Source organism: Azospirillum endophyticum, assembly GCF_016595245.1.
Classification (GTDB): Bacteria; Pseudomonadota; Alphaproteobacteria; order Azospirillales; family Azospirillaceae; genus Azospirillum; species Azospirillum endophyticum.
Map to the genome: position 1 here is coordinate 1 of NZ_JAENHM010000095.1, position 13,624 is coordinate 13,624.

The following is a 13,624-nucleotide window of genomic DNA, read 5'->3' on the forward strand; positions in this document are numbered from 1 at the left end:
CGCCGCCCAGGGACTTTATACTCCCTCCCAAACACACAAGGGGTTGGGGTGAGGGGGCGCAGGTTTGATTTCCACCGACCTACGGTCGGCCGCCCCCCTCATCCCAACCCTTCTCCCGCGAGGGGAGAAGGGCCATTCGCTAGAGAATAGTCGCAGCTCGTTCGCAGAAGCGAGATCTGTGCATGTCGTAGCGCCTTCGTGGGGAAGACGGTGGACGCATATCGCTTGAAACTCAAACCCTCTCGCTGTCCGGACCGTCCCCCTTTCCGGACACGCCGGCGGATCGTCCTTGCCATGCTCGCTGCGGCCGCCATCTCCATCACAGCAGACCGAAGCACCGGGTTCTGAAAACCACCCTTGATGCCTCCGGCACCAAGTGGCGGGACACGGCCTTCGTGCGCCTTCCGGCATTTGCCTGAAGGCATGGGCACTGCTCACAACTCATTGCCCAGTGGCAATAAAGGTGGCTGGAATGACGGGATCGGCATTGATAGTTGGCGCGAGCGGCATCGTCGGCAGTGCGACGGCGACCCTGCTGGTCGAGGAGGGCTGGACGGTTCACGGTCTGGCGCGGCGCCCGACCGGACAGCCCGGCGTACGGCCTGTCGCCGCGGACCTTCGGGATGCCCCGGCCACGGCAGGCGCCCTGAAGGATCTGAAGCCGGACATGGTCTTCCTCACCACCTGGCTGCGCCAGGAGAGCGAGGCGGAGAACATCCGGGTCAACGCGGCGATGGTCCGCAACCTTCTCGACGGCATCCGTCCGGCGGGAAGCGTGCGCCATGTCGCGCTGGTGACGGGCCTGAAACACTATCTCGGCCCCTTCGAGGCCTACGGCAAGGGCAAGCTGCCGCTGACGCCGTTCCGCGAAAGCCAGGGCCGGCTCGACGTGGCGAACTTCTATTATGCGCAGGAGGATGAACTGTTCGCCGCAGCCGCGCGCGACGGCTTTTCCTGGAGCGTGCACCGGCCCCATACGGTGATCGGCAAGGCGGTCGGCAATGCGATGAACATGGGAACGACGCTCGCCACCTACGCGATCCTCTGCCGCGAGACCGGGCGGCCCTTCCGCTTCCCGGGATCGGCGGTCCAGTGGAACGGCCTGACCGACATGACCGACGTGCGCCTGCTCGCCCACCATCTGCTATGGGCGGCGACCACGCCCGAGGCGGCGAACGAGGACTTCAACGTCGTGAACGGCGACGTCTTCCGCTGGAACTGGATGTGGGGCCGCATCGCGCACTGGTTCGGCCTGGAGCCGGCGCCGTTCGACGGCACCGTCGAGCCGCTGGAACAGGTCATGAAGGACGATGCGCCGCTGTGGCGCCGCATCGCCGAGCGCGAGGGGCTGGCGGAACCCGATCTCGGCCGCCTCGCCTCGCCCTGGCACACCGACGCCGATCTCGGGCGGCCGGTCGAGGTCGTCACCGACATGAGCAAGAGCCGGCGTCTCGGCTTCACCCGCTATCAGCCGACCGACGACGCCTTCTTCGACCTCTTCGAAGCGTTGCGTGCCGACCGCCTGATCCCCTGAGGCGGGGCGACATCGCGGCGGCTGTCGCTGCCATCCCCTGCGGGGTGGCGGCGCGCATGTCTGGTGCCGCACCCGGAGGAGGCGGCCGTCGCGATGTCGCGTATTCGGACCGCGCCACGAGGCCGTGCCCCGAGGCATGATCGATCCGGCCGACGGAGCGCTGGCGGGCGCCGGCCACCTGCCGCACGGATCCCGCCTCACCGCAAGCCCGAGGGTCCCCGCATATAGTGGCGTTCGGGCCGGTAGGCCGGCCGGAACCAGGACGGGACACGGGCCCGGATCCATGCGCGCAACGCCGCCAGCATGGCTGTTCATCTCCCTTTGTTCGATTGCGTCACTTCAGGCCCAATGCCGCGCGCACCGCCGGGGCGGCCTCCTTGCCGTCGCGGGTCGACACGCCGGCCAGCCAGGGGCCGAGGAGGTCGGGGTGCGCCTTCAGGTAGCCGGCCGCCGCGTCCTTGGGGACCTTCTTGTCTTCCGTGATGGCGGCCATGATCGTGTCCTCCATCCCCACGGTGAAGGCGAGCTGGCTGAACAGGCGGTGGACATTCGGGCATTCGTTGCCGTAGCCGCGCCGGGACAGGGTGTTGACCGTGGTGCTGCCATAGTTCGGGCCGAAATAGGCGTCGCCGCCGCTGAGATAGGTCATGTCGATCCGGGTGTTCATCGGATGCGGCTGCCAGCCGAGGAAGACCACCCAATCCTTGCTGCGCGTCCGGCGCACCGCCTGGGCCAGCATGGCCTGCTCGCTCGATTCGACCAGGGTCCAGCCCTCCAGCCCGAAATCCTTCTTGTCGAGCATGCGCTGGATATTCTGGTTCGCCGGCGCGCCCGGCTCGATCCCGTAGATCTTCTTTTCGAACCGGTCGCCGAACCGGGCGAGGTCGGCGAAACTGTGCACGCCGGCATCGGCGACCGCGGTCGGCACCGCCAGGGTGAATTTGGCGTTCTCCAGGTTCGGGCGCAGGATCTCGACCGAGTTCTCGGCGACCAGCTTGTCGAGGAAGCCCGATTGGGCCGGCATCCAGTTGCCGAGGAAGACATCGATCTGGGCGGTCTTCAGCCCCTGGAAGATGATGGGAACGGCGACCGTCTCGATCTTCTGCTGGTAGCCCAGCGCGCCCAGCAGCGTTCCCGCCACCGCATTGGTCGCCGTGATGTCCGTCCAGCCGGGGTCGGCCATCCTCACCGTCTGGCAACCCGCCGGTTCCGCCGCCGAGGCCGCCGGCAAGACCGCCGTCATCCCGATCGCGGCCATCAGGCCGGCCAGCGCCGCCCGCCCGATCGCCGCTCCGCCCATCGCAACCCCCAGTGCACGCATGATGCTCTCCCTCCTGTCGGGTGGTGGTCGACGTCCGGCGCGCCGGCGCGCCGTGTCAATGCGCCGGGCTGCCCGGGCGCGGGGGGCGCGGGAAGCGCGCCATGGCTTCCAGATCGTCGAGATCCAGATGGTTGCGCATATAGCTGGTTCCGGCGTCGGTGAAGGGCTGGAAATCCCAGGGGCTGTGCCGCCCCTGCCGCAGCGCGTCGGCCACCAGGAGCCGCCGCTGCTGGCTGGCGACGACCTCCTCATGCAGCCGCGCCAGGTCCCAGCGCTGCTCCACCTCGGCGCGGTAGCGCCGTATGGCGTCGGCCGCCCCGGAGTCGGCCGCCCCGGAGTCGGCCACCCCGGAGTCGGCCGCCCCGGAGTCGGCCACCCCGGAGTCGGCCACCCCGGAGTCGGCCGCCCCCGGGCCGGCGGCCGGTTGCTCCGCCCGGTTCACCAGCTCGTCCGGATCGTCGGACAAATCGTAGAGCTGGTCGGGGTCGGCCGGCGAATGGATGAATTTGTCTTTGCCGCGCCGGATCATCACGATCGGGGCCACGGCGCCTTCGGCCAGATATTCGCCGATCACCTCGTCGTGGCCGCCGCTGCGCTGCAGGTGCGGCAGCAGGCTGCGCCCGTCGATCGGCGTCCGCCAGCCCGGCGCCGCCCCGTCATGGGCGAGGTCGACCAGGGTCGGCAGCAGATCCATCGACGAGACGGAGGCGGCGACCCGCCCGGCCTGGAACCAGCCCGGCGCCCGGATGATCAGCGGGATGCGGCAGGCGGATTCGAAGAAGCTCATCTTGTACCACAGCCCGCGTTCGCCCAGCATGTCGCCGTGGTCGGACAGCAGGACGACCACGGTGTCCTCGGCCAGCCCGGTTTCCTCCAGCACGCCCAGCAGCCGGCCGATCTGGTCGTCCACATAGGCGACGGCGCCGTAATAGGCGCGGCGGGCATTGCGGATCTGGCGCTCGCCGAGCGGCATCTCGTCCATCGCGCAGACATGGCGCAGCCGCCGCGAATGCGGGTCCATCGCCTCCGGCGCCAGGGTGACGCGCGGCAGCGGCACGTCTTCGTCGCTGTGGCGGTTCCAGTAGTGCTCGGTGATGGCGTAGGGATCGTGCGGATGGGTCAGCGACACCACGAAGGCGAAGGGCCGCTCCCGCCGGCCGCGGGCGATGTCGTACAGCTTGCGCTCGGCGGCGAAGACCACCTCCTCGTCGAAGTCGAGCTGGTTGGTGCGCAGGCAGGGACCGGCATCGCGCACCGAACTCATGTTGTGGTACCAGCTCGGTCGCTCCAAAGGCCGGGTCCAGTCCGGCGTCCAGCCGAAATCGGCGGGATAGATGTCGGTGGTCAGCCGTTCCTCGAAGCCGTGAAGCTGGTCGGCCCCGCAGAAATGCATCTTGCCGGACAGGATGGTCCGGTAGCCGGCCAGCCGCAGATGATGGGCGAAGGTGGGAACGGCGGAGGGGAATTCGGCGGCGTTGTCGTAGCCGCCGATCGCCGAAGGCAACCGCCCCGACAGGAAGACGTAGCGCGAAGGCGCGCAGAGCGGGCTGTTGCAATAGGCGCTGTCGAACACCACGCCGCCCTCCGCCAGCCGGTCGATATGCGGCGTCCGCACGGTCCGGTTGCCGTAGGCGCCGAGGGCCTGCGGGATCATCTGGTCGGCCATGAGGATGAGGATGTTGGGACGCCGTGCCATATCCGTCTGCTTCATACCGTTTGTGGACAGACCGTTCGATCAGGATAGAATTTACGCGCCCGGCAGGGGTCGTGAAGCCCCTGTCTGATCATGTCGGTATGAAGGGTGCTCATGGGAAAGGACCGCCTGCCGCCGCTGCGCACCCTGCTGTTCTTCGAGGCGGCCGGCCGGCTGCTCAGTTTCAGTGCCGCCGCCCGCGAACTCGCCTGCACCCAGTCGGCGGTCAGCCACCAGATCGGCTGGCTGGAGGCGGATCTGGGGACGGCGCTGTTCCGCCGCCTTCACCGCGGGGTCGCGCTGACGCCGGACGGCGTGCGGCTCTATGAGGCGACGCGGGAGGCGCTGGACGGCATCGGCGATGCGGTGACCGGCATCCGCGACCGGCAACGGCCGGGCGTGCTGAACGTCGCCACCGATTTCGGCTTCGCCGCCGGCTGGCTGCTGCCGCGTCTCGGCGCGCTGCGCCAGCTCTTGCCCGAGCTGGACGTGCGGATCGTGACGATGCAGAACGCGATCGACCTGCGCCGCGAGGCGGTGGACATCGCCATCACCTTCGGCCATAGCCATTGGCCCGGCTGCGAGGCGGAACTCCTGTTTCCCGAACGGGTCCTGCCGGTCTGCAGCCCTGCCTTCCGGGCCGGCCGCGCCCCGTTTGCCGCCGGGGCCGGCACCGGAGCCGCCACCGGGGACTCTGCCGTCCCGGCCGATCTGGCGTCCCTGCCGCTCCTGCATCTGGAAAGCGTCGGGCCGGCCGCCTGGCTGTCCTGGGGGGACTGGTTCACCCTGCACGGGCTGGCGATGCCGGCCGGCGGCCAGGATCTGACCTTCAACAATTACCCGCTGGTCCTGCAGGCGGCCTTGATGGGGCAGGGGGTGGCGCTGGGATGGAGCCCGCTGGTCGACGAGCTGATGCGGGATGGGCATCTGGTCGCCCTGCTCGACCGGCCGGTTCAGACGGAACGGGGCTATTTCCTCGTCGTCGCCAGCCGGCGCCAACCGGATGAGCGTCGCGACCGCTTCCGCCGCTGGGTGGTCGAGGAAAGCCGCCGGGACAGTGGCCGCGGGACCGGCGACCGGGATGTTTAGGCGCTTTTCCCGGGGAAGATAACGACGGCTCCGAACTGGGAGCGGGCCTGGAGAAGGCCGCCGCGCCGGTCGGCGCGGCGCCCGGCGGCCGTTATCGACGACCGCCGGTATCGGGTGTCAGGCGGTCAGGCGCGGTTCGGGGAGGCCCTGGACGCCCGGCTCGAACATCAGGACCCGGCCGCCATGGGGATCCTCGGCCAGGTCGGCCGGCCCGCGGCTGAGCGAGGTGACCAGCATCGTCCGCAGGCCGGGGCCGCCGAAGGCGCACATGGTCGGCTTGCGCATCGGCACGTCGATCCGGCGGTCGAGGTCGCCGCGCGGGGTGAACCGCTTGATGCAGCCCTCGTCCAGGCAGCAGATCCAGTAGCAGCCGTCGGCGTCCACCGCGGCGCCGTCGGGCCGTCCGACCATCGCCCGCATGTCGACGAAGGGGCGGCGGTCGCGGGCGGTGCCGCTGTCGGGGTCGTAGTCCCAGGCCCAGACCATCCGCACGTCGCGGTGGCTGTCGGAGGCGTAGAAGGTCCGGCCGTCGGGGCTGAAGGCCGAGCCGTTGGGGATGATGGAGCCCGGCAGCCCGGTTTCGGCCAGCCCGCCGGCGCGGGTGAAGCGGAACCATGCGCCGGACGGGTCGCCCAGCGAGATGTCCATCACCAGGCTGGACACCCACAGCCGCCCCTGCCGGTCGCAGCGCCCGTCGTTGAAGCGCATGCCCTCCTTGGGGAAGCGGATGAAGGCGAGGCGGGAGACGGCGGCCTCCGCCGCCGTTTCCCCCGCCGCCGCGTCCGTCTCCGGCAGGTCGACGTCGAAGATGCCGGTCTCGCAGCAGGCGACGGCGCCGCCGTCCGGCCGCAGGGCGAGGCTGCCGACCATCTCCGGCAGCGTCCATGCCCATCGCCGCCCGCTGGACGGGTCCAGCCGGTGGATGCGGCGGGCCGGGATGTCGATCCAGGTCCATCGGCGGCGGTCGGCATCCCACACCGGGTTCTCGCCGGTGCCGTTGCGCAAGGCCGGATCGATGACGGCGTCGAGGCCGACGGTGGTGACGGCGGTCATGCCGCCTGCCTTTCGCCGTCGCCCCTGATGTGCTTGAGCAGCGGCAGCACCAGCGTGACGATGGCGACCAGCAGCAGCCCCAGCGTGATCGGACGGGTGTAGAGGAAGTCGAGGCTGCCGCCCGACAGCGACAGGGCGCGGCGGAAGCTCGATTCCGCCATCGGCCCCATGATCAGCGCCAGCACCACCGGCGAGGCCGGGTAGTCCCAGCGCTGCATGAAGAAGCCGACGACGCCGGTCGCCAGCATGATGCCGACGTCGAACATGCTGTTGTTGATGGCATAGGCGCCGACGACGCAGAGCGTCAGGATCAGCGGCGTCAGGATCGAGCGCGGCATCTCCAGCACCTTGCCCATCAGCCGCAGCGAGGACAGGCCGAGCACCAGCAGCACCGCGTAGCAGAACAGCATGCCGGCGAACAGGGTGAAGACCAGGCCGGCATGGTCCTTGAACAGCAGCGGGCCGGGCTGCAGCCCCTGCATGGTGAGCGCGCCCAGCATCACCGCCGTCACCGCGTCGCCGGGGATGCCCAGCGTCATCATCGGCAAGAGGTCGCCGCCGGTGCAGGCGTTGGCGCCGGATTCGGCGGCGGCGACGCCCTTCAGCTCGCCCTTGCCGAAATTCGCCGGGTTCTTGGAGAAGCGCTTGGCCTCGTTGTAGGCGACGAAGGAGGCGATGTCGGCGCCGGCGCCCGGGATGATGCCGACGATGATGCCCAGGCCCGACGAGCGCAGGATGGTGAGGATCAGGCCCTTGAACACCGACCAGGGCGGGATGATGCGGCCGATATGGACCTTCACCTCGGCGTGGGTGGCGGGCTGGCCCAGCGACTTGAAGGCTTCCGAGGCGGCGAACAGGCCGATCATCACCGGGATGAAGGGCACGTTGAGCAGTTCGTTGAAGCCGCCGGTGAAGCGCGGGAAGCCGCCCATCGGGTCCATGCCGACGGTGGACAGCAGCAGGCCGAGGAAGCCGGCGATCAACCCCTTGACCAGCGATTCGCCCGACACGCTGGTGATGATCGACAGTCCGAAGACGGCGAGCGCGAAGGTCTCGGCGGCGGAGAATTCCAGCGCGATGCCGGCGAGCAGCGGGGCGAGGAAGATCAGCATGAAGACGCTGAAGGTCCCGCCGATGCAGGACGAGAATGTGGCGGTGCCGAGCGCGAGGCCGGCCTGGCCCTTCTGGCTCAGCGCGTAGCCGTCCATCGCCGTGGCCGCCGCCGCCGGGGTGCCGGGGATCTTGAGCAGGATGGCGGTGATCGAGCCGCCGTAGATGCCGCCGAAGAAGACGCCGGACAGCATCAGGATCGCGGGGGCCGGGTCCATGCCGAAGGTGAAGGGCAGCAGGATGGCGACGCCCATGGTGGCCGTCAGGCCGGGCAGCACGCCGATGACGATGCCGAGCGCCACGCCCACCAGGGCGAGCAGCAGGGTGACCGGGTCCGCCGCCAGACTGGCGAACCCCTTGAGGAGCATGTCGATTTCATACATCTTCCGGACTCCTCGCCTACAGCTCGGCGGCTTCGAACAGGCTTCCGACGGGCAACGGGATTTGCAGGCCGTACAGGAAGATCAGATAGAGGAAGGCGGTGATCCCGACCGCGAGCAGCGGGGTGCGGACCCAGCTGCGCTGTCCCATCAGCCGCATCATGCCGACGAGGAAGACCACCGTGGTCGGGAGGTAGCCGATCAGCGAGATCAGGTAGATGTAGACGGCCGTCGCCACGATCCCGATGGCCACCGGGACGAAGCGGAAGCCGCTGCCGGGCTGGGACGGCGCCGCGGCGCTCTCGCGGTTGCGCCGGGTCGGCAGCAGCCGGCCGATGATAAGGATGGCGCTGAGGACGACCAGCACGCCCGCATAGATCAGCGGGAAGCGGGCCGGCCCGACGTCGCTGTCCAGGCCGGTGGTCGGGAAGTCGCGCGACACGACGATGGCGGCGATGGCGACCACGGCGACGACGATGCCGGCGCCGATATCCGCGGACCGCGGCGCGCCCGGTCCCGGGGTTCCCTCGGGGGACTGACTCATTCGAGATCTCCTGGGACGGGGCGCGGCGGCCGTGCCAACCGTGCCCCGCCTTGCGACTTGCTTATGCCAGGGTCAGAAAATTGTGATTTCCGCCCCTGGCATCGGCCGCGACGGCGGCCGCGCGGGCCCATGCCCGCGAAGCCAAGGTCCGCGGATGCGGACCGCCCGGCGTCTGAGGGGCCGCAAAGTGCCGGCCGCAGGCCGAAACTTTGCGGAAATGGTCTTACTTGGCCATGCCGAGCTTGGTCATCAGGTCCTTGAAGAAGGCGTTGTCCTTCTGCATGACCTGGCCGAACTCGGGACCGTCGGCGTAGGCCAGGGTCAGGTTCATCTTGCCCAGCGTCTCCTTGAAGGACGCCTCCTCGACGGTCGCCTTGGACGCCTTGCGCAGCGTCTCGACGACGGCCTGCGGGGTCTTCTTCGGAACGACGATGCCGCGCCAGGTGTAGACCGACAGGTCGATGCCCTTTTCCTTGACGGTCGGCACCTCCGGGAAGGCCGGGGAGCGTTCGTCGGCCATCACCGCCAGGATGCGCAGCTTGCCGGCGGCGACATGGTTGACGACCTCGGCCGGGCTGACGCTGACCGCCTCGATGTGGTTGCCGAGCAGGGCGGTAACCGCCGGGTTGGCGCCGTCATAGGGGATGTGGTTGAAGGTGACGCCGCTCTTGTCCTGCAGCGCGGCGGCGGCGAGGTGCCAGATGGCGCCGGTGCCCGAATTGCCGATGCGGACCTTGCCGGGATTCGCCTTGGCGTTGGCGATGAAATCCTCGAAGGTCTTGAAGGGCGAGTCGGCGTTCACCGTGATGGCGCTGGGCTCGGCGTTCAGGCGGGCGATCGGGCTGAAGTCGTCGACCGAGAAGCGGGCGATCCCCATGTGCGGCAGCATGGTGATCTCGACGGTCCCCATGCCGATCTTGTAGCCGTCGGCGCGCGCGGCCATGATCTCGGTCAGCCCGACCGCGCCGGCGCCGCCGGTCTTGTTGACGACGCCCATCGACTGCGGCAGGTGCTTCTTCGCCGCGTCGGCATAGGCGCGGGCGACCAGGTCGGTGCCGCCGCCGGCGGCATAGGGCACGGTCAGCTCGATCGGCTTGGTCGGATAGTCGGCGGCCTGCGCGCCGGCGGCCAGGGTGGCGGTCAGGCTGGCGGCCAGCACGCCGGCGGCCAGGACGGCGGTGCCGGTCAGAAAGCGGTAGCCCTTCATGAGCGTTTTCCCTCGGGTTTTTGCTTGGGTGATGGTTTCGGAGGACGGACGGTACGAACGTCCGTCCAGAGAAGCGGCGGCGGATCAGCGCTGTTGCAGGGCCCGCCAGGACGCGACGAAGGCCTCGGCCCGTTCGGCGATCTCAGCGGCGGTCATCCCCGGCTTGTAGAGCGCCGATCCCAGGCCGAAGCCGGCGACGCCGGCCTCCAGGAAGGGGGCCATGGTGTCGGGCGCGATGCCGCCGACCGGCAGCAGCCGGGTGCCGGCCGGCAGCACGGTGCGGATCGCCTTGACGATGGTCGGGTTGATCTGCTCGGCCGGGAACAGCTTCAGCGCGTCGGCGCCGGCCGCCAGCGCGGCGAAAGCCTCGGTCGCCGTGGCGACGCCGGGCACGCAGGCGAGGCCGGCCGCCTTGGCGGCGCGGATCACCGCGGTGTCGGCGTGCGGCATCACCACCAGGTCGGCGCCGATCTCCTTGAGGCGGGCGACCTGCGCCGTCTCCAGCACGGTGCCGGCGCCGACCAGCGCGTCCTGCGGCAGGAGGCGCCGGATGGCGGCGATGCTGTCGAAGGGGTCGGGCGAGTTGAGCGGCACTTCGATCAGCCGGAAGCCGCGGTCGTAGAGGGCGCGCGCGGCGTCCTCGCACTCGGCGGGCTTCAGGCCGCGCAGGATGGCGACCAGCGGCAGGGCGGCGAAGGCGCCGTCCAGGCGCTTCTGCAGGCTTTCATCAGACATGGGGGTCCTTTCCGGCCGGCGCGATCAGGCCGGCGGCGATGGCGAACTGGAACAGCCCCCGGGGGGCGGTGTTTTCGAGCCTTGCGGTGGGCTCGACGCCCAGCAGGCCGAGCCCCTGGACGTAGCGGCGGCACAGCGCGCCGTCGCCGATCAGCAGCAGCGGACAGCCGTCCGTCCGTCCGGCATCCGGGTCGATCTCGCCATGGGCGAGGCCGGAGACCAGCTCGTGCCCGATCAGCAGGCCCGACAGGTAATCCTTCAGCAGCTCCGGCGCCATGCGCCGGGTGATGCCCAGGGTGCGGGCGGCGAAGATCTGGTGGGTCAGGTCGCCCGGCCCGCTGGCCTGCGCCGCGCGCACGCCTTCGGCGAAGGCCCCGTCGCGGGCGTCATCGCCGGCTTCGGCGGCCTCCGGCATCAGCCGCCCGAGGATGGAATGCCGGGTCAGCACGGCGAAGACCTCGCCGGTCATGTAGGTGGCGAAGCGGGTCATGCGGCCGTCGGCGATCCGCACCCATTTGGAATGGGTGCCGGGCAGCACCATGCAGGCGTCGCGCGCCCAGTCGGGCCGGTCGGCCAGCACGCCGGCGATCTGGATCTCCTCGCCGCGCAGGATGTCCGGCGGCGAGTCCGGCGGGTCGTAGGTGACGCCCGGCGCGATCAGGATGCGGACACCCGACGCGCTGTCCACCGCGATGGCCCGGGAGGCCAGCGTGCCGGTGTCGGCCGGGCAGGGGACATAGGGCGCCTCGGCCCAGCCCTGGGCGCTGCCGACCATGCCGCCCGCCACCACCGGCAGGCCGGGATGGGCGGCGAGCCAGCCGCCGCACAGCTCGGCGAAGGCCTGCTCGAAGCCGGGGATGCCGGGCTGCGGCAGGTTCTGGATGCCGTGCGCGTTGGCGCGCTGGTCGAGCACGCGCCCGCCGCCGTCCATCAGGAACCCCCGCAAGCTGGAGGTTCCCCAATCCAGCGCGATCAGGGATGCCGTGTCGCGCGTTCGTCCTGCTTCCATCCCAGTTCCTTCGATATCGCGTCGGCCGTCGCCCGGACGACGGGGCCGAGTTCCGTCATCCGCTCGTCCGGCATGTAGGGAACGGCGCTCGCCACGCTGATCGCGGCGACCACCTGATTGCTGATGTCGCGCACCGGCGCCCCGACACAGCGGACGCCGATCTCGTTCTCCTCCAGGTCGAGCACCCAGTCCCGCCGCAGCGAGGCGGTCATCGCCTTCTCGTATTTCGGCCAGGGTGCCGGGGCGGGGCGGTCGGACGCTCCGTCCGCCGTCGCCATCACCGCTGCATGCAGCTCGCGCCAGCGCGACGGCGGCAGCCCGAGCATCATCGCCTTGCCGATGCCGGTCGAGGCCAACGGCATCCGCAGCCCGACGCGCGAGCGCATCTCCAGGCCGCGGGTGCCGGGGATCTTGTCGAGGTAGAAGACCTCGCCGCCGTCGGCCACGCCGAGATGGACGGTGTCGCCGGTGCGCCGGGCGAGCTCCTCGATGTGGGGCCGGGCCAGCGCCACCAGCGGGCGCTGCTCCAGCGCCTTCATGCCGAGCTGGATCAGCTTCGGCCCCAGCAGATAGCCCTTGTAGGGGACGTGGTGCAGATACCCCTCCGCCACCAGGCTGTTCAGCATGCGGTGGACGGTGCTGCGCGGCGTGTCCAGCCGGGCGGCGATGCCTTTGACGTCGGTGGTGCCGGTGGCCACGCACTCGATGGCGGCCAGCCCGCGCAGCAGCGTCTGCGTGCCGGCGGCCTGCCGCTTCCCGGGCGCGGCCTGGTCGATGGTGTCGGCGGGCAAGGGCATGGACATGGGGCCGGGTTCGCTGGGCATGGGGTTCGCCTTGGTGCCGGGACCTTAGAGGCCGCGATGTATGTTGTCAAATCTAACATAGAGTATCCCATATATTGAGACATTTATAACGTTGGTGACAAAGGTAATAGACCCAGGAATGCTTGACCGGATTGTCGCTCCACCCTAACATTCGGCTCAATAATGAGCGTCATGTCTCAATATGTGAGAGATATGATTTTTGCGGACCATGGATCGGCAGCCCGTCCCGGGCGGACGGAATGCCGGTGGTCGCGAAACCGGCTCCGTCTTCAACGATCGGTATTCAAGGAAGGGCTTCGCATGTTCGGTGATCTGAAGGGCCGGCGCGTTCTGGTGACGGGATCGACCCAGGGAATCGGCCTGGCGGCGGTGGAGGCGTTCGCGCGCCACGGTGCGCTGGTCGGCATGAACGGCCGCAAGGCCCCGGCCGATCTCGACGCGACGCTGGCCCGGCTGAACGAGCTGGACGGCGAGGTGGCGTTCCTGCCGGCCGACGTCTCGTCGAGCGCCGAGGCGGCCCGCCTGGTCGAAGCGTTCGTCGAGCGCTTCGGCGGCATCGACGTGCTGATCAACAATGCCGGCGGCCTGGTGGCGCGCAAGCCGCTGGAGGAGATCGACGACGACTTCTTCGACGCGGTGACCGACCTGAACGCGCGCTCCGCCCTGATGGTCACCAAATACGCGCTGCCGCACCTGAAGGACTCGGCCAGGCAGAGCGGCACCACCGCCTCGGTGATCCTGGTCGGCTCGGTCGCCGGCTACACCGGCGGCGGTCCCGGCGCCGGGCTGTATGGCGCTGCGAAGGCGTGGCTGCACAACATCCAGAAGAACTGGGTGACCTTCCACGCCAAGGACGGCATCCGCTTCAACACGGTGTCGCCGGGCACCTTCGACACCGCCTTCCACGCCGACAAGGACGCGGACACCAAGGCCCGCATCGGCGCCGGCTTCCCGATGGGCCGCTTCGGCCGTCCGGAGGAATGCGCGCCGACCTTCCTGTTCTTCGCCTCGCATGCCTGCAGCGGCTACATCACCGGGCAGGTGCTCGACGTCAACGGCGGCCAGTACATGCCCTGAGCCGGGGCTTCGGGCAAAGGCCCGCCTCGCCGGCGTCGAGGCGGGCCC

The 13,624-nt window shown here is 69.7% G+C and carries 12 protein-coding genes; 3 read left to right on the forward strand and 9 right to left on the reverse strand.

Features of this window, described 5'->3' with window-relative positions; translation table 11 throughout:
- The first annotated feature begins 472 nt into the window (after positions 1–472).
- Positions 473–1,534 carry an SDR family oxidoreductase gene (locus JHL17_RS36200; protein WP_200199514.1) on the forward strand — a complete coding sequence of 354 codons (1,062 nt, stop codon included), beginning with the start codon at positions 473–475 and terminating at the stop codon, positions 1,532–1,534.
- 334 nt (positions 1,535–1,868) lie between these two features.
- On the opposite strand, the gene JHL17_RS36205 is transcribed toward JHL17_RS36200, so the two are convergent.
- Positions 1,869–2,855: a choline ABC transporter substrate-binding protein gene (locus JHL17_RS36205; RefSeq protein WP_247894086.1), complete on the reverse strand. Its 987-nt coding sequence runs from the start codon at positions 2,853–2,855 to the stop codon at positions 1,869–1,871.
- Between the two features lie 55 nt (positions 2,856–2,910).
- The gene (betC, locus tag JHL17_RS36210; RefSeq protein WP_200199515.1) at positions 2,911–4,551 is read right to left on the reverse strand and encodes a choline-sulfatase; all 1,641 of its coding nucleotides are present in this window, start codon (positions 4,549–4,551) and stop codon (positions 2,911–2,913) included.
- Between the two features lie 111 nt (positions 4,552–4,662).
- On the opposite strand from betC, the gene JHL17_RS36215 reads away from it, so the two are divergent.
- The gene (locus tag JHL17_RS36215; RefSeq protein ID WP_200199516.1) at positions 4,663–5,637 is read left to right on the forward strand and encodes a choline sulfate utilization transcriptional regulator; all 975 of its coding nucleotides are present in this window, start codon (positions 4,663–4,665) and stop codon (positions 5,635–5,637) included.
- Positions 5,638–5,754: 117 nt separating this feature from the next.
- Here JHL17_RS36215 and JHL17_RS36220 read toward each other — a convergent pair whose 3' ends face one another.
- The 7 genes from JHL17_RS36220 to JHL17_RS36250 all read right to left on the reverse strand — a co-directional run bounded on the left by JHL17_RS36220 (position 5,755) and on the right by JHL17_RS36250 (position 12,478).
- On the reverse strand, positions 5,755–6,690 hold the full coding sequence (locus JHL17_RS36220) for an SMP-30/gluconolactonase/LRE family protein (RefSeq protein ID WP_200199517.1): 936 nt from the start codon (positions 6,688–6,690) through the stop codon (positions 5,755–5,757).
- Positions 6,687–8,183, reverse strand: coding sequence for a tripartite tricarboxylate transporter permease (locus tag JHL17_RS36225; RefSeq protein WP_200199518.1), 1,497 nt, complete (start codon positions 8,181–8,183; stop codon positions 6,687–6,689). The genes JHL17_RS36220 and JHL17_RS36225 overlap by 4 nt, the downstream gene beginning before the upstream one ends.
- 16 nt (positions 8,184–8,199) lie before the next feature.
- Positions 8,200–8,724 (reverse strand): tripartite tricarboxylate transporter TctB family protein, encoded by a 525-nt coding sequence (locus JHL17_RS36230; RefSeq protein WP_200199519.1) that lies wholly within the window; start codon positions 8,722–8,724, stop codon positions 8,200–8,202.
- A 223-nt stretch (positions 8,725–8,947) separates the two neighbouring features.
- The gene (locus tag JHL17_RS36235; RefSeq protein WP_200199520.1) at positions 8,948–9,931 is read right to left on the reverse strand and encodes a tripartite tricarboxylate transporter substrate binding protein; all 984 of its coding nucleotides are present in this window, start codon (positions 9,929–9,931) and stop codon (positions 8,948–8,950) included.
- A gap of 84 nt (positions 9,932–10,015) precedes the next feature.
- The gene (locus JHL17_RS36240) at positions 10,016–10,666 is read right to left on the reverse strand and encodes a 2-dehydro-3-deoxy-6-phosphogalactonate aldolase (RefSeq protein ID WP_200199521.1); all 651 of its coding nucleotides are present in this window, start codon (positions 10,664–10,666) and stop codon (positions 10,016–10,018) included.
- On the reverse strand, positions 10,659–11,675 hold the full coding sequence (locus JHL17_RS36245) for a 2-dehydro-3-deoxygalactonokinase (RefSeq protein WP_200199522.1): 1,017 nt from the start codon (positions 11,673–11,675) through the stop codon (positions 10,659–10,661). Before JHL17_RS36245 ends, JHL17_RS36240 begins: the two co-directional genes overlap by 8 nt.
- Positions 11,639–12,478: an IclR family transcriptional regulator gene (locus JHL17_RS36250; RefSeq protein WP_247894087.1), complete on the reverse strand. Its 840-nt coding sequence runs from the start codon at positions 12,476–12,478 to the stop codon at positions 11,639–11,641. Before JHL17_RS36250 ends, JHL17_RS36245 begins: the two co-directional genes overlap by 37 nt.
- Before the next feature lie 321 nt (positions 12,479–12,799).
- On the opposite strand from JHL17_RS36250, the gene JHL17_RS36255 reads away from it, so the two are divergent.
- Positions 12,800–13,576, forward strand: a complete 777-nt coding sequence (locus JHL17_RS36255) for an SDR family NAD(P)-dependent oxidoreductase (RefSeq protein WP_200199523.1) — start codon at positions 12,800–12,802, stop codon at positions 13,574–13,576.
- The last annotated feature ends 48 nt before the right edge of the window (positions 13,577–13,624 follow it).